Genomic DNA, 15,037 nt, shown 5'->3' on the forward strand with positions numbered 1-15,037 from the left:
AAGGGTGTCGTCAAGGGTTTTGACGCGACCTCGTGCAACCGTTACCGCATCTCTTCCAACAGACTCCAACACGCCCTACCGTAAACGCTCGTCACTGACGCGTACATGACGCCGCCTCAAACAGGCGCGAGTACGGAGGAAAGTCACGATGCGATACCTTCCCACCCGCACTACCCGCCTTCGAGTCGTCGGAGCGCTGGCCACCGTAATACTCAGCGCCGCGGGCTCAGGCGCCCCCGCCGCCGCCGCCCCGGTCACGGGCGCGGAACCCCGTCCCGCCGCTCCACAGGTCGACGACGCACAGGCCCTCACCCCGCCGATGGGCTTCAACAACTGGAACTCCACCCACTGCCGGGCGGAGTTCAACGAGTCGATGGTCAAGGGCATCGCCGACCTCTTCGTCGAGAAGGGGCTCAAGGCCGCCGGCTACGAGTACATCAACCTCGACGACTGCTGGGCCCTGCCGCAGCGCAACGCCGAGGGCGAACTCGTTCCCGACCCGGTGCGATTCCCGAACGGCATCAAGGCCGTCGCCGACTACGTCCACTCCAAGGGACTGAAGTTCGGCATCTACACCAGCGCAGGCACCAAGACCTGCAACGACGCCGGATTCCCGGGCGCGCTCGGGCACGAGTACAGCGACGCCCGGCAGTTCGCCGACTGGGGCGTCGACTACCTCAAGTACGACAACTGCAACAACCAGGGCGTGGACGCCAGGCTCCGCTACACCACCATGCGCGACGCCCTGCGGGCGACCGGGCGCCCCATCGTCTACAGCATCTGCGAGTGGGGCGAGAACAAGCCGTGGGAGTGGGCCGAGGGCGTGGGCCAACTCTGGCGCACCACCGGTGACATCAGCGATCACTGGGGCTCGATGCTGTCCATCATGAAGCAGAACCTGCCCCTCGCGCCCTACGCCGGCCCCGGCCACTGGAACGACCCCGACATGCTGGAGGTCGGCAACGGCGGGATGACGGACACCGAGTACCGCTCGCACTTCTCCATGTGGTCGGTCATGGCGGCCCCGTTGCTCATCGGGTCCGATCTGCGCAAGGCGCCGGCCTCCGCCTTCGAGATCCTCGGCAACCGTGAGGTGATCGCCGTCGACCAGGACCCGCTGGGCAGGCAGGGCACCGTGGTCTCCTCCGGGGCCGGCCGATGGGTCGTGGCCAAGGAGATGCAGGACGGCAGCCGTACGGTCGCCCTGTTCAACGAGAGCAGCGCTCCGCAGCGGATCGCCACCACCGCGAAGGCCGTCGGTCTCCCGAGCGCGCCCGCGTACCGGATGCGCGATCTGTGGAAGCACTCCGACACCAACACCGCGGGCACGATCGCCGCGACGGTTCCGGCGCACGGCACCGTGCTGGTACGGGTCTCCGTCGACCGGAAGTGGGCTCTGCTGCCGCCTGCCGTCTACGTGCGCGCCGACGAGGGGCTGATGCGGGAGGCGGGGCGGACGGGCACGCTCACCACCACCGTCACCGACCTCGGCCGCACACCGGCACTGGCGGTGTCGGTCGCTCTGACCGGGCCGGCGGGCTGGAAGCTGCGGCCCACGTCCGCGACCACCGCGGCCGCGCTCCCGAGCGGCAGGAAGCTCACCACCGCCTGGGAGGCGGCGATTCCCGCGGGCACGGCCCCCGGTGCGTACGACCTGACGCTCACGGCCTCGTACCGCTCGCCGACGGGGCAGCGGCTCACCGCCGCCTCGCCGGTACGGGTCCAGGTCGTGGTGGCACCACCGGCCGGTGAGTCGTATCCGAGCGATCTGGGCTGGTTGAGCGCCACCGGCGACTGGGGTCCGGTGGAGAGGGACCGGAGCAACGGCGAGAGCGAGGCGGGCGACGGCGGGCCGATCACGATCGGCGGGCAGGTGTTCGCCAAGGGGCTCGGAGTCCACGCCGCGAGTGCCGTGGAGTACTACACGGGCGGGACGTGCTCCACGCTCACCGCGCAGGTCGGCCTCGACGACGAGACGGGAACACGCGGCACGGTGACGTTCGAGATCTGGGCCGACGGCGAGAAGGTCACCTCGACCGGTGTGCTGACCAATGCGATGCCCGCCCAGCCGCTCTCGGCCGACGTGAGCGGCGCCGAGGTCGTCCGGCTGGTGGTCACCGACGGCGGGGACGGCATCAGCTACGACCATGCCGACTGGGGCGATCTCAGGATCGACTGCTGACGACCGCTGCCGCCTCGCCGTGCCGGCCGAGCGAGGCGGCAGCGGCGGCGCCCACGAGGCCTGCGTCCGTGCCCGTCAGGGCGGGGACGACGCGAAGGCGTTGGACGAAGGAGAGCGTGGCGTAGTCGTGCAGGGCCCGGCGCAGCGGCGTGAACAGGACGTCCCCCGCGCCCGCCACTCCCCCGCCGATCACGGCTATCTCGATCTCCACGAGCGTCGCGGTCGCGGCGATGCCGGCGGCGAGGGCCTGGGCCGCGCGGTCGAAGGAGGCTGCGGCGACCGGGTGTCCGGCCCGGGCCGCCGCGGCCACGGCGGCGGCCGAGGTGTCTCCGTCGGGGCCGGGCCGCCAGCCGCCTTCCAGCGCGCGGCGGGCGATGTTGGGGCCGCTGGCGATCCGCTCCACACAGCCACGGGCGCCGCAGGGGCACAGGTCCCCGTCGAGATCGACGCTGATGTGGCCGATGTGACCGGCATTGCCGGTGGGGCCGGGGTGCAGCTTGCCGCCGAGGACGAGTCCGCCTCCGACGCCGGTCGACACGACCATGCACAGCGCGTTGTCGTAGCCGCGGGCCGCGCCCTGCCAGTGTTCGGCGGCGGTCATCGCGACCCCGTCACCCACGAGTTCGACGGGAAGTCCGCCGGATGCCCGCCGGACGCGGGAGACCAGGGGGAAGTCGCGCCAGCCGGGGACGTTGACCGGGCTGACCGTGCCGGCGGAGGCGTCCACCGGGCCCGCGCTGCCGATCCCGACGGCCGACGCCTCCGCCCACAGCGGCGAGGCCGACAGGTCGGCGAGCACCGCCTCCACCGCGCGCATCACCGTCTCGGCGCCCTCGGTGGCCGGTGTGGGGCGCTGCGCCCGCTGAACGATGCGGCCGCTGCCGTCCACCAACGCGCCGGCGATCTTGGTGCCGCCGATGTCCAGCGCGGCGACGAGGTCGGTATGCATTGGTGTGGGATCCCCCGGGAAACTGGTCGGACCTGCGGTTCGGTAACCAGTCTCCATTCCCCTGACAACGTTGTCCAGGCCCTATGCTCGACGGTACAGCTTCGCATACGCCGCACAACGACAGGACTACGCACTGTGGCCGATACCGACCGCCCCTCGCACACGCCCGTGCGCACGCGAGGTCCCGAGCCCCGCTACGGGAATCGTCCCACCATGAAGGACGTCGCCGCACGTGCCGGAGTCGGTCTCAAGACGGTCTCCCGCGTGGTCAACGGCGAGGCCGGTGTGACACCCGACACGGAACGCCGGGTGCAGGAGGCGATCGAGTTCCTCGGCTTCCGCCGCAACGACAGCGCGCGGGTGCTGCGCAAGGGGCGAACCGCCTCGATCGGGCTGGTGCTGGAGGATCTGGCGGACCCCTTCTACGGCCCGCTGAGCCGCGCGGTCGAGGAGGTGGCCCGTGCCCACGGCGCGCTGCTCATCAACGGCTCCAGCGCCGAGGACCCCGACCGCGAGCAGGAGCTGGTGCTCGCACTGTGCGCCCGCCGGGTCGACGGTCTGATCGTGATCCCAGCCGGGCACGACCACCGCTATCTGGAACCCGAGATCAAGGCCGGTATCGCCACCGTGTTCGTGGACCGGCCGGCCGGTCAGATCGACGCGGACGTGGTGCTCTCCGACAGCTTCGGCGGCTCCCGGGCCGGCGTCGCCCATCTGATCGCGCACGGCCACCGCCGTATCGGCTTCGTCGGCGACCAGCCGCGGATCCACACGGCTGTCGAGCGACTGCGCGGCTACCGCGCGGCCATGGAGGACGCCGGGCTCGACGTCGACGACTCGTGGGTGTCGCTCGGTTCCACGGCGCCCGAGCGGGTGCGCTCGGCCGTCACCGGGATGCTGTCCGGGCCCGAGCCGGTCACCGCACTGTTCGCGGGCAACAACCGGGTGACCGTCACCGCCGTGCGGGTGCTGGCGGAGCGGGAGCAGCAGGTGGCCCTGGTGGGCTTCGACGACATCGAGCTCGCCGACCTGCTCGGGATCACGGTCATAGCCCAGAACGCGGCGTCCCTGGGACGCACCGCCGCGGAGCGGCTGTTCCGGCGCCTCGACGGCGCGGACGACGAGCCCACCCAGGTCGCCTTGGAGACGGTGCTGATCCCGCGGGGCAGCGGCGAGATTCCGCCGCCCGCGGACGACCGCTAGACCCGCGGCCCCGCCGCCCGCCGTCCCGCATCGCCCGCCACCGTAGCCGGCGCCCGGCGTCAGCAGACCGGCAGGCCGGGCACCGGCTCGTCGTTCTTGCCGCCCTGGATGTTGACGTCGTTGACGAAGACTCCGGTGTTGCCGCTGTCGTCGTCGGTCCTGGCCCACCAGACATTGGTCCACTGTCCGTGGGTCGCGCGACGGCCCAGGTTCTGCTGGCAGTAGAAGTAGTTGGTGCCCGCCTTCAGCACACCCTTCTCGGTGCCGGACGCGGTGTACGAGGTGGCGGTGCGCCACACCTTGCAGTTGTACTTGCCACCGCCGATCGCATGGCACACGGGCGCGGGAGACGGGTCGGAGCCTCCGCCCGTCGTCGCACCGCCTCCGGTCGCGCTGCCGGATCCACCGCCCGAGGCGTCCGATCCGCCGCCGCCGGTGGTAGCCCCGCCGCCGGTGGTGTCGCCGGAACCCGCGGCGCCGCCCTTGCCGGACGAGCCGCCCGTGGACTCGCCCGCGCCGTTCGTTCCGGCGGCCGGCGCCTCGGCGGACTTCGACGGGGACGTGCCCGCTTCCGGCTCGGAAGGCCCGGAGCTCGGGCTCTTCTCCCCGGGTGCGAGCGCCTTTCCCGACGCCGACTCCTCGCGGGCACTCGTTGACGGTGACGTGCCGTCGCCACCCGCCAGGTCGGCGGTCGAGGAGCCGCCGCGGTCGACCAAGGCGTACGTCACGCCTCCGCCGGCGAGCAGGACGGCGGCGACGCCCGCGGCGATGAGCGTCATCCGGCCGTGGCCGCGGAACGCCGGTGCGGGCCGGGAACCCTGCGGGGCGGCCGGCGGGGTGACTGCGCCAACGGCCGGTGCGGGGACGGCCGGTTCGGACGCTGCCGGGCCGAATCCCCCGGGACGCTGCGCTGCCGCGTCGAGCACGGTCGGCACCCGGGTCACCGGCTGCGGGCCGGCCTCCCGCGGCGCCGGCGACGCGGTGGAGGCGGTACCGGTGTCGGCGCCGGCCGCGGCCAGCAGCCGGGCGGCGGTGTCCGCGTCGGGACGCTGCGCCGGGTCCTTGTGCAGCAGTTGCCGGAGCACGGGGCCCAGCGCGCCGGCCCGCTGCGGCTCGGGCAGCGGTTCCACGACGATGGCGTTGAGCGTCGACCAGGTGGAGGTGCGCCGGAACGGGGCCGCGCCCTCGACCGCCGCGTACAGCGTGGCGCCCAGTGCCCAGATGTCGGAGGCGGGACCGGGCGCCTGGCCCTGGGCCCGCTCGGGCGCCAAGTAGTCGAGCGAGCCGACCAGTTCGCCGCTGCGGGTCAGATGGGTGGTGGAGCCGTCGCCCGGGTCGTCCATCGCGGCTATGCCGAAGTCGGTGAGCACGACGCGGCTGTCGGCCCCGAAAGCTCCGCCGCGGTCCAGCAGGACGTTGCCGGGCTTCACGTCCCGGTGGAGCACGCCGGCGCGGTGGGCGGCGCCGAGGGCCTCCATCACCTTGGCCCCGATACGGGCGGCCTCGCGCGGGTCCAGCACGCCCTGACCGCGCAGCACGTCGTCGAGGGACGGGCCGTCGACGAGCTCCATGACGATGACCGGGCGGCCGTCGTGCTCGGTGACGTCGTGCACGGAGATGACGGAGGGGTGGCGCACGCGGGCGGCGGCCCGCGCTTCGCGCTGCATCCTGATCCGCAGATCGGCCAGTTCGGGGCCGGACGAGTCGGAGTAGGTCCGCAGTTCCTTGACGGCCACCTCGCGGCCGAGCACCTCGTCGACGGCGCGCCAGACAACTCCCATGCCGCCGCGGCCCAGTTGTTCGATCACCCGGTAGCGGCCGGCCAGCCGCTCGTTCTCCCCCGACGTCACCGCTGCCCCGTTCCTGTTGCGTGTGTGCGTGTTCCGCCTGCGCGTGAGTGCGCGTTCCGGGGTACAGACTAGGCGGAGCGGCAGGGGCAGCAGCGACGGGAGTTGGTCACCGTTACTGGGCTGTGGCGGTGAGATCCCCTCGCCGCGGAGCCGCGAAGCTGTCGAGACCGGCACGGGTCAGGCCGGTCAGGTCGGCCACCTCGCCGGTGTCCAGCGCCCCGCAGTCAATGCCGCGCAGCAGGTAGGAGCTGAGCGCCTTGGCGGTGGCCGGCTCGTCCATGACAGCGCCGCCCGCGTGGTTGGCGTAGGCGGCGAGGCGGGCTGCCGCCTGCTCGAAGCCCTCGCGGTAGAACGCGAACACGGCGGCGTAGCGCGTCGGAAGATGGCCGGGATGCATGTCCCAGCCCTGGTAGTAGGCGCGCGACAGGGCCCGGCGGGTCAGCCCGTAGTGCAGCCGCCAGGCGTCGTGCACCTGCTCGGTGGGGCCGACGGGGAGCACATTGGTGGAGCCGTCCGAGACGCGTACGCCGGTGCCGGCGGCGGCGACCTGCATCACGGCCTTGGCGTGGTCGGCGGCGGGGTGGTCGCTCGCCTGGTAGGCGGCGCTGACGCCCAGGCAGGCGCTGTAGTCGAAGGTGCCGTAGTGCAGCCCGGTGGCGCGGCCCTCGGCGGCGTCGATCATGCGGGCGACGGCGGCGGTGCCGTCGGCGGCGAGGATGGACTGGCTGGTCTCGATCTGGATCTCGAAGCCGATCCGGCCGGTGTCGAGTCCGCGTGCCTTCTCGAACTCCTCCAGCAGCCGGACCATCGCGGTGACCTGCTCGGCGTAGGTGACCTTGGGAAGGGTCAGGACCAACCCCTCGGGGAGGCCGCCGTGCTCCATCAGGCCGGTGAGGAAGATGTCGAGCGTGCGGATGCCCCGGTCGCGTACGGGCGCCTCCATGCACTTCATCCGGATGCCCATGTACGGGGCGGCCGTGCCCTGCTCGTAGGCCTCCGTCACCAGACGGGCGGCCCTGGCCGCGTCGGCGTCCTCGCCCTGTCCGCTGTAGCCGTCCTCGAAGTCGATGCGCAGGTCCTCGACGGGTTCGCGCTCCAGCTTGGCCTGTACACGCCGGTACACGGGCTCGGCCAGTTCGTCCGAGAGGCCGAGCACGGCGGCGAGGGAGGCGGCGTCGGGCGCGTGCTCGTCGAGTGCGGCGAGGGCCTGGTCGCCCCAGGAGCGGATGGTGCCGGCGGTGAAGACGTCGCCCGGTACGTAGACGGTGTGCACGGGCTGGCGGGTGCCGGGGTCTCCCGGGTAGCGGCGGGCGAGCTCCGCGTCCACCGGTGCGAGGGAGGCGCTGATGCCCTCGCTGACCGCGCCGGCGAGGCTCGTTGCCACCTTCTCCTGCTGACCCATCCCACACCCTCCTGTTTTCCGCTGCACGGAATCAACAATCCGCATAGTGAAGTTAATAGGCGGTCGCGACCTGCGTCAATGGTCCCCCGAACGCGGCCGGGGCCGCACGGTGGCAATCACCGTGCGGCCCCGGCCGCTGAGAGCGCTGCGGGTCAGCCCTTGCGGGTCTTGACCTGTTCGGTCAGCTGCGGGACGACCTCGAAGAGGTCGCCGACCACGCCGTAGTCGACGAGGTCGAAGATCGGGGCCTCGGCGTCCTTGTTGACGGCCACGATGGTCTTCGACGTCTGCATACCGGCGCGGTGCTGGATCGCACCGGAGATGCCGGAGGCGATGTACAGCTGCGGCGAGACCGACTTGCCGGTCTGGCCGACCTGGTTGGAGTGCGGGTACCAGCCGGCGTCGACGGCGGCGCGGGAGGCACCGACGGCCGCGCCGAGCGAGTCGGCGAGCGCCTCGATGATCGCGAAGTTGTCGGCGCCGTTGACGCCGCGGCCACCGGAGACCACGATCGCGGCCTCGGTCAGCTCGGGGCGGCCGGTGGACTCACGCGGGGTGCGCGAGACGACCTTGGTGCCGGTCGCCGCCTCGGAGAAGGAGACGGACAGGGCCTCGACCGTGCCCGCGGCGGGAGCGGCCTCGACGGCGGCCGAGTTCGGCTTGACCGTGATGACCGGAGTGCCCTTGCTGATGCGGGACTTGGTCGTGTACGACGCCGCGAACGCGGACTGCGTGGCGACCGGACCTTCGTCACCGGCCTCCAGGTCGACGGCGTCGGTGATGATGCCGGAGCCGATACGGACCGCGAGGCGGGCCGCGATCTCCTTGCCCTCGGCGGAGGACGGCACGAGCACGGCGGCCAGGGAGCCCCCGGCGGACGCTGCCTCGTACGCGGCCTGGAGCGCGTCCACCTTCGGCACGACGAGGTAGTCGGCGAACTCGGGAGCGTCGGCGGTCAGCACCTTGACCGCACCGTGCTCGGCCAGCGCGGCGGCGGTGGACTCGGCACCGGCGCCGAGCGCGACGGCGACCGGGTCGCCGATGCGGCGGGCCAGCGTCAGCAGCTCCAGAGTGGGCTTGCGGACGGCACCGTCCAGGTGGTCGACATAGACGAGAACTTCAGTCATGGGACTTCAATCTCCTGCGAATGCGAAAGAGCTGGGGGCGGTGAGAGGCGCTCGGCCTCAGATGAACTTCTGGCTCGCGAGGAACTCCGCGAGCTGCTTGCCGCCCTCGCCCTCGTCCTTGACGATCGTGCCCGCGGTACGGGCCGGGCGCTCCGTGGCCGAGTCGACCTTGGTCCAGGAGCCTTCGAGACCGACCTCGGCGGCGTCGATCTCCAGGTCCTCGAGGTCCAGGGACTCCACCGGCTTCTTCTTGGCCGCCATGATGCCCTTGAAGGACGGGTAACGTGCCTCGCCCGACTGGTCGGTGACCGACACGAGCGCCGGGAGGGAGGCCTCCAGCTGCTCGGACGCCGAGTCGCCGTCGCGACGGCCCTTGACGGTGCCGTCCTCGACCGAGACCTCGGAGAGCAGCGTGACCTGCGGGACGCCCAGACGCTCGGCGAGGATCGCCGGAAGCACGCCCATGGTGCCGTCCGTGGACGCCATGCCGCAGATGACCAGGTCGTAACCGGTCTTCTCGATCGCCTTGGCCAGCACCAGCGAGGTGCCCATGACGTCGGAACCGTGCAGATCGTCGTCCTCGACGTGAACGGCCTTGTCCGCACCCATCGACAGCGCCTTGCGCAGCGCGTCCTTGGCGTCGTCGGGGCCGACGGTCAGCACGGTGATCTCCGCGTCGTCCGCCTCGTCGGCGATCTGCAGCGCCTGCTCGACCGCGTACTCGTCCAGCTCCGACAGCAGACCGTCCACGTCGTCACGGTCGACGGTCAGGTCATCGGCGAAGTGCCGGTCGCCGGTGGCGTCGGGCACGTACTTCACACAGACAACGATCCTCAAGCTCACGCCGGCTCTCCTACTACATCGGTCATTTCTGTGGGTCCCCCGCGCCGTGGGCCAGGGGCCTGCCTTATGCAGGCAGCATAGGCTCCTGAAGGCGGGGTTTCCGGTCGGGGCGACCGGTGCCCTGAGCGAATATTACTCACCAGTACATCCGTCATGTACCCCATGAGCAAGCGCTTGGAACTGTGACCTTGCCAACGCTGCGTAACCGGGAACTCTCAGTCCCGCAGGGCGTTGAAGCGACCTTGGTGATAGACGAGCGGGCCGGCCGTTCCGGATGAGTCCCCCGCCACCACCTGGGCGATGACGAGGTGGTGGTCGGCGGCCGGCACGCGCGCGACGACCCGGCAGACCATCCACGCGGGCACGTCGTCGAGGACCGGCACGCTCTCGGGACCGTTGCGCCAACGGGTGGGCGCGGCAAAGCGGTCCGCTCCGCTGCGGGCGAAGGTGGCGGCCAGCTCCTGCTGGTGCTCGCCGAGGATGTGGACGCCGACGTGCTCCGCCCGGGCCATCACCGGCCAACTGGAGGAGGCCGTCCCGACCCCGAAGGAGATCAGCGGCGGGTCCGCGGAGACCGAGCTGAGGGAGGTGGCGGTGAAACCGACGGGCCTCTCGCCCTGCGCGGTGATCACCGCCACACCGGCCGCGTGCCGGCGGAAGACGGCGCGTAGCAGCTCGGGCGAGGCGACTGGGGGCGTACCGAGATCAGGCGTAGCGGTCATGGAGTGCGGGCCGGCCCACGGAGGAAAGGTTCTTCGGACACAGCGTCAGCCTGGCGATCCGTGGCCGGTGCAGTCAAGTGCTGCCCAGAAGGTGCGAGGCGGATCACGGTGCGTCACACGGCCCGGCCGAGCGCGTTGATCACATCCGCCTTACGGGGCTGACCGGCGGCCCGGGTGACGATGTGTCCGGTGGAGTCGAGCACCAGGACGGTCGGTGTCTTGAGGATGCCGAGTTCGCGGACGAGCGTCAGCCGCTCCTCGGCGTCGATCTCGACATGGGTCACGCCGTCGATCATGCCCGCGACATCGGCAAGGGTGCGGCGCGTGGCGCGGCACGGCTGGCAGAAGGCGCTGGAGAACTGCACGAGCGTCGCCCGTCGTCCCAGCTCCGCCCCCAGATCGGCCGGACTCAGCCTCTTCCCCGCGTCCCGACCGCGCACCTTCAGCCTCCCGCCGTTCTTCCTCTGCCACACCCCGAACACGCTCGCCGCCGCGAGCACCAGCGCGCACACCACAAGTCCGCTCATCCCCAGCTCCAGCGTTCACATGACTGCAAAGATTCCCGCCGCCCAAGGGCCCGTGCGGTGCGTGATCCTGAACAGCATGGACATCGACGTCAGGGGCCCGCGCTTCGGAGCCGCCGTCACCACGGCCGTACTCGCCGTCGTACTGATCACCGCAAGCGGCCGGCTGCTCGCCTGGCAGGCACTGTGCTTCGCGGCGGGTGCCCTGCTGGGAGTTCCGCGCTCGCCGTACGGATGGCTCTTCCGCACCGCCGTCAGGCCGAGGCTCGGACCGCCGGCGGAGCTGGAGTCTCCGGCGGCCCCGCGATTCGCCCAGGGGGTCGGGCTCGCCTTCGCGCTCCTCGGGCTGATCGGCTACGTCACCGGACCCGCATGGCTGGGCGTCACGGCGACCGCCTGCGCTCTCGCCGCCGCCTTCCTCAACGCGGTCTTCGGCTACTGCCTCGGCTGCGAGATGTACTTGCTTCTACGGCGGGTGACGGTGATGCGTCCATAATGTGACGGGAAGGACGTGACAAGAATCTCGCCGACCTCCGCCACCAGGACTGGCCAGCACGCCGCCCATGGGGCACCATCGGCGCCATGCCGAAAACCTACGGCTGCGTAACTTCCACCGGGAGAACCCTCCCCGGGCACAACAGAAGGGCCCTCTCCAGATGGCAGAGCTCGTCTATCGGCCGGTCATCGGCGCCGCTCGCACCATGTTCAAGGCGCTGGACCTGAAGATCGACACTCAGGGTTCGGAGAACATCCCGCGCACCGGCGGTGCTGTACTCGTCAGCAACCACATCAGCTACCTGGACTTCATCTTCACCGGCCTCGCCGCGCTTCCCCAGAAGCGTCTCGTGCGCTTCATGGCGAAGGACTCCGTGTTCCGGCACAAGATCTCCGGCCCGCTGATGCGCGGCATGAAGCACATCCCGGTGGACCGCAAGCAGGGTGAGTCCGCCTACGCGCACGCCCTCGACTCGCTGCGGTCGGGTGAGATCATCGGCGTCTTCCCCGAGGCCACCATCTCGCAGTCGTTCACGCTGAAGTCGTTCAAGTCCGGTGCCGCCCGGCTGGCGCAGGAGGCGGGTGTGCCGCTCATCCCGATGGCGCTGTGGGGCACGCAGCGGGTGTGGACCAAGGGCCGCCCGCGCAACTTCCGCCGCAGCCACATCCCCATCACGATCCGGGTGGGCGAGCCGGTCGAGGCGCCCGCCGACCAGTACGCGGGGGCGATCACCCGCAGGCTGCGCGAGCGTGTGCAGGAGCTCCTCGAAGCGGCTCAGCGGGCCTATCCCGTGCGCCCCAAGGACGCGTCCGACACCTGGTGGGTGCCCGCGCACCTCGGGGGCACGGCGCCGACTCCGGCCGAGGTCCGCGAAGCCGGCTGAAACGTCACGCCCGCCGGCCGGCACGTCCCGCGGTGGCCGACCCATCGGCGCGTACACGCGTCGGTGCCGCACGCCCGTCGGGGTGCCCGGCCGCGTGCCCGCTCGTCAGCGAGGCGGACGGATCGTGATGCGCGCGCCCGGGCTCAGCTTCTCCAGCGACTCGGCGAGTTCGGTGCCCGCGGCATCGAGCTCGCCGGTCGTCATGGGGGCCAGCGACTCCAGCAGGAAGATCGCGTTCACCGACTCCTCGGTGAGCCGGGTGCGGGGGCCCTGGCGCCAGTTCCAGCGCCGGCAGGTGACGCCCTCGTCGTCGCGCCAGACGACCTCGCCCGCGTCCGGGTGCTCCACCGTCTCCTCGCCGCCGGCGACGGTGACGAACGGCTCGCTGCCGGTGGCGCGCACCAGGCGCATGCCGCCGCGGATGCGATCCAGGTCCTCGCCGCCGACCGGGATCAGATGGGCCACGCTGATGGCGTTGTAGAGGTCGACCAGCACATTGATCCGCGGCAGTCCGCCGTCCGCGAGCGCCCTCCTGGCCAGCGCCTCGGCGGAGTTGCGGGTACGGGACGGCTTGGAGCCGAAGGCGGTGTACGCCGCGCGCCAGGCGGCCATGTGCGGGTCCTCGTGCGGGGCGCGTCCGTCCAGCCGCTCGGCCAGCCGTGCGGACGCGGCGTCGAGCAGCGCCGAACTCTCCGCGGTACTGGGGCTGTTGACCAGCCCGTGTGCCTCGACGGCCAGGTGGACGAAGCCCGGGACGAGATCCCTGACCTCGTCGGAGACGGTGAGCGAGAGCGTCATGCCGGACTGCCTCACAGTGCGCTGGTGAGAGGGTGCCGGAGCGTTTCGACCGGTCGGTGCGGACCGGTGGCGCGCGTCGGGCACCGCTGGACGTGGTACAGCATACCGCACCGGACAGTCCATCCCATTGGACCACCGGGGGGGCGCAGGGCGCTCCAGCGCCCACGGGCCGGCCGGACGGTGTCCGGCCGGCCCGTATGCCTGGCTGCTCCCCCGCGGCGCTACGCCGCCATCTCCTCCTTGAGCGCCTGGACGAAGGCGTCGACGTCCTGCTCCGTGGTGTCGAAGGCACACATCCAGCGCACATCGCCGGCGGCCTCGTCCCAGAAGTAGAAGCGGAACCGCTTCTGCAACCGCTCCGTCACCGCGTTGGGCAGCCGCGCGAAGACCGCGTTGGCCTGCACGGGGTGCAGGATCTCCACGCCGTCGACTCCGCGTACGCCGTCGGCCAGCCGCTGCGCCATGGCGTTGGAGTGCCGGGCGTTGCGCAGCCACAGATCGCGCGCCAGCAGCGCCTCCAGCTGTACGGAGACGAAACGCATCTTGGAGGCGAGCTGCATGGACATCTTGCGCAGGTGCTTCATGTGGCTGACGGCGTCCGGGTTGAGCACGACGACGGCCTCGCCGAACAGCATGCCGTTCTTCGTGCCGCCGTAGGACAGCACGTCGACGCCTACGGCGTTGGTGAACGTGCGCATCGGGACGTCCAGGGACGCCGCCGCGTTGGCTATCCGGGCGCCGTCGAGATGGACCTTCATCCCGTGCCCGTGGGCGTGCTCGACGATCGCGCGGATCTCGGCCGGGGTGTAGACCGTGCCCAGCTCGGTGTTCTGGGTGATCGACACGACCTGCGGCATCGCGCGGTGCTCGTCCTCCCAGCCCCAGGCCTGCCGGTCGATGAGCTCGGGGGTGAGCTTGCCGTCCGGGGTCGGCACGGTGAGCAGCTTGAGGCCGCCCATCCGTTCCGGTGCGCCGCCCTCGTCCACGTTGATGTGCGCGGACTCGGCGCAGATCACCGCGCCCCACCGGTCGGTGAGCGCCTGGAGCGCCGTGACGTTGGCTCCGGTGCCGTTGAAGACCGGGAAGGCCTCGGCCGTCGGCCCGAAGTGGCTGTGCATGACGCGCTGGAGGTGGTCGGTGTACTCGTCCTCGCCGTAGGCGACCTGGTGACCGCCGTTGGCGAGGGTGAGCGCCGCCAGGACCTCGGGGTGGGCGCCCGCGTAGTTGTCGCTCGCGAAGCCTCGTACCTCGGGGTCGTGATGGCGGCGGGCCGCCGTCGGTGCGGCCTTCACGGTTTGGGGGTCAGCCACAGACGCTGTCCATTCGCTTCCCTGGCGGGCCGGTCCCAGACCCCGGCGATGGCTTCCGCCAGTTCCGTCACGTCCGTGAAGCCCGGGTACTTCGCATTCGGGCGCTCGGCGCGCATGGCGTCGTGCACCAGTGCCTTGATGACCAGGATCGCAGCCGCGGCCTTCGGGCCGTCGTCGCCCCCCGCCTTGCGGAAGGCGTCGGCGAGCGCCAGCGTCCAGGCCTCGGCCGCGGCCTTCGACGCGGCGTACGCGGCGTTGCCGGCGGTCGGGTGGGACGCGCCGGCGGCGCTGATCAGCAGGAAGCGCCCCCGGTCACTGCGCAGCAGCCCGTCGTGGAAGGCGAGCGAGGTGTGCTGGACCGTGCGGATCAGCAGCTTCTCCAGCAGGTCCCAGTCCGCGAGCTTCGTCTCCGCGAAGGACGGGCTTCCGCGCCAGCCTCCGACGAGGTGGACGAGCCCGTCGACGCGGCCGAACTCCTTCTCCGTCTTGTCGGCCCACTCCCGTGTGGCGTCCAGGTCGAGCAGGTCGACCGTGTCCCCCGTGACGGTCGCCCCGCCGTGCGCGTACCGGGCGGCGTCGACCGCCTCGGCGAGCCGTTCGGGATCGGCGTCCGAGGCGACGACCGTCGCGCCCGCCTCGGCGAGGCGCAGCAGGGTGGCGCGGCCCGCCGGGCCCGCCGCTCCCGCCACCGCGACCACGGCGCCGTCCAGTGGCGCCTTCGAGCCTGAGTTCATGGTCGTGGTCTCCT

At 71.5% G+C, this 15,037-nt stretch carries 14 protein-coding genes; 4 read left to right on the forward strand and 10 right to left on the reverse strand.

The features are described 5' to 3' along the window. Nucleotides 1-148: 148 nt before the first annotated feature. Nucleotides 149-2,182 carry an NPCBM/NEW2 domain-containing protein gene (locus ABTX78_RS01830; protein WP_352204834.1) on the forward strand — a complete coding sequence of 678 codons (2,034 nt, stop codon included), beginning with the start codon at nt 149-151 and terminating at the stop codon, nt 2,180-2,182. Here ABTX78_RS01830 and ABTX78_RS01835 read toward each other — a convergent pair. Next, nucleotides 2,166-3,131, reverse strand: a complete 966-nt coding sequence (locus tag ABTX78_RS01835) for an ROK family protein (protein WP_352204835.1) — start codon at nt 3,129-3,131, stop codon at nt 2,166-2,168. The two genes, ABTX78_RS01830 and ABTX78_RS01835, sit on opposite strands and share 17 nt — an antisense overlap. A 213-nt stretch (nt 3,132-3,344) precedes the next feature. On the opposite strand from ABTX78_RS01835, the gene ABTX78_RS01840 reads away from it, so the two are divergent. Further along, nucleotides 3,345-4,334, forward strand: coding sequence for a LacI family DNA-binding transcriptional regulator (locus ABTX78_RS01840; protein WP_352204836.1), 990 nt, complete (start codon nt 3,345-3,347; stop codon nt 4,332-4,334). A gap of 59 nt (nt 4,335-4,393) precedes the next feature. On the opposite strand, the gene ABTX78_RS01845 is transcribed toward ABTX78_RS01840, so the two are convergent. The 6 genes from ABTX78_RS01845 to ABTX78_RS01870 form a co-directional block, all read right to left on the reverse strand. Continuing rightward, entirely contained in the window at nt 4,394-6,184 is a 1,791-nt protein-coding gene (locus ABTX78_RS01845) for a protein kinase domain-containing protein (protein WP_352204837.1), read from the reverse strand. 112 nt (nt 6,185-6,296) lie between these two features. Beyond that, nucleotides 6,297-7,586: a DUF6986 family protein gene (locus tag ABTX78_RS01850; RefSeq protein ID WP_352204838.1), complete on the reverse strand. Its 1,290-nt coding sequence runs from the start codon at nt 7,584-7,586 to the stop codon at nt 6,297-6,299. A gap of 152 nt (nt 7,587-7,738) precedes the next feature. Beyond that, nucleotides 7,739-8,713 (reverse strand): electron transfer flavoprotein subunit alpha/FixB family protein, encoded by a 975-nt coding sequence (locus ABTX78_RS01855; RefSeq protein WP_352204839.1) that lies wholly within the window; start codon nt 8,711-8,713, stop codon nt 7,739-7,741. A 57-nt stretch (nt 8,714-8,770) separates the two neighbouring features. After that, a complete protein-coding gene (locus ABTX78_RS01860) occupies nt 8,771-9,556 on the reverse strand; it encodes an electron transfer flavoprotein subunit beta/FixA family protein (protein WP_313947743.1) in 786 nt (261 codons plus the stop codon). 215 nt (nt 9,557-9,771) lie between these two features. After that, nucleotides 9,772-10,278 (reverse strand): flavin reductase family protein, encoded by a 507-nt coding sequence (locus tag ABTX78_RS01865; RefSeq protein ID WP_352204840.1) that lies wholly within the window; start codon nt 10,276-10,278, stop codon nt 9,772-9,774. Between the two features lie 113 nt (nt 10,279-10,391). After that, nucleotides 10,392-10,805, reverse strand: coding sequence for a TlpA family protein disulfide reductase (locus tag ABTX78_RS01870; RefSeq protein ID WP_352204841.1), 414 nt, complete (start codon nt 10,803-10,805; stop codon nt 10,392-10,394). Nucleotides 10,806-10,881: 76 nt separating this feature from the next. Between ABTX78_RS01870 and ABTX78_RS01875 the strand changes: the two genes are divergently transcribed. Together ABTX78_RS01875 and ABTX78_RS01880 are read left to right on the forward strand one after the other, a co-directional pair. After that, nucleotides 10,882-11,298, forward strand: a complete 417-nt coding sequence (locus tag ABTX78_RS01875; protein ID WP_352204842.1) for a DUF4395 domain-containing protein — start codon at nt 10,882-10,884, stop codon at nt 11,296-11,298. A 160-nt stretch (nt 11,299-11,458) separates the two neighbouring features. Beyond that, the gene (locus ABTX78_RS01880; RefSeq protein ID WP_352204843.1) at nt 11,459-12,181 is read left to right on the forward strand and encodes a lysophospholipid acyltransferase family protein; all 723 of its coding nucleotides are present in this window, start codon (nt 11,459-11,461) and stop codon (nt 12,179-12,181) included. A 105-nt stretch (nt 12,182-12,286) separates the two neighbouring features. Here ABTX78_RS01880 and ABTX78_RS01885 read toward each other — a convergent pair whose 3' ends face one another. The 3 genes from ABTX78_RS01885 to ABTX78_RS01895 all read right to left on the reverse strand — a co-directional run bounded on the left by ABTX78_RS01885 (nt 12,287) and on the right by ABTX78_RS01895 (nt 15,023). Then, entirely contained in the window at nt 12,287-12,979 is a 693-nt protein-coding gene (locus tag ABTX78_RS01885) for a B3/B4 domain-containing protein (protein WP_352204844.1), read from the reverse strand. Between the two features lie 221 nt (nt 12,980-13,200). Further along, nucleotides 13,201-14,289, reverse strand: coding sequence for a threonine aldolase family protein (locus tag ABTX78_RS01890; protein WP_352204845.1), 1,089 nt, complete (start codon nt 14,287-14,289; stop codon nt 13,201-13,203). Next, a complete protein-coding gene (locus ABTX78_RS01895) occupies nt 14,268-15,023 on the reverse strand; it encodes an SDR family NAD(P)-dependent oxidoreductase (protein WP_352204846.1) in 756 nt (251 codons plus the stop codon). Before ABTX78_RS01895 ends, ABTX78_RS01890 begins: the two co-directional genes overlap by 22 nt. Nucleotides 15,024-15,037 lie beyond the last annotated feature (14 nt).

The sequence above is a fragment of the Streptomyces sp. NPDC096193 genome, assembly GCF_040302905.1.
Taxonomy (GTDB): domain Bacteria; phylum Actinomycetota; class Actinomycetes; order Streptomycetales; family Streptomycetaceae; genus Streptomyces.

Bases quoted from the DNA above. Each gene is read 5' to 3' on its own strand.
- ABTX78_RS01835 (WP_352204835.1), bottom strand. From the start codon at position 3,131: ATGCATACCGACCTCGTCGCCGCGCTGGACATCGGCGGCACCAAGATC.
- ABTX78_RS01855 (WP_352204839.1), bottom strand. From the start codon at position 8,713: ATGACTGAAGTTCTCGTCTATGTCGACCACCTGGACGGTGCCGTCCGC.
- ABTX78_RS01830 (WP_352204834.1), top strand. From the start codon at position 149: ATGCGATACCTTCCCACCCGCACTACCCGCCTTCGAGTCGTCGGAGCG.
- ABTX78_RS01885 (WP_352204844.1), bottom strand. From the start codon at position 12,979: ATGACGCTCTCGCTCACCGTCTCCGACGAGGTCAGGGATCTCGTCCCG.
- ABTX78_RS01895 (WP_352204846.1), bottom strand. From the start codon at position 15,023: ATGAACTCAGGCTCGAAGGCGCCACTGGACGGCGCCGTGGTCGCGGTG.
- ABTX78_RS01840 (WP_352204836.1), top strand. From the start codon at position 3,345: ATGAAGGACGTCGCCGCACGTGCCGGAGTCGGTCTCAAGACGGTCTCC.
- ABTX78_RS01875 (WP_352204842.1), top strand. From the start codon at position 10,882: ATGGACATCGACGTCAGGGGCCCGCGCTTCGGAGCCGCCGTCACCACG.
- ABTX78_RS01865 (WP_352204840.1), bottom strand. From the start codon at position 10,278: ATGACCGCTACGCCTGATCTCGGTACGCCCCCAGTCGCCTCGCCCGAG.
- ABTX78_RS01850 (WP_352204838.1), bottom strand. From the start codon at position 7,586: ATGGGTCAGCAGGAGAAGGTGGCAACGAGCCTCGCCGGCGCGGTCAGC.
- ABTX78_RS01880 (WP_352204843.1), top strand. From the start codon at position 11,459: ATGGCAGAGCTCGTCTATCGGCCGGTCATCGGCGCCGCTCGCACCATG.
- ABTX78_RS01870 (WP_352204841.1), bottom strand. From the start codon at position 10,805: ATGAGCGGACTTGTGGTGTGCGCGCTGGTGCTCGCGGCGGCGAGCGTG.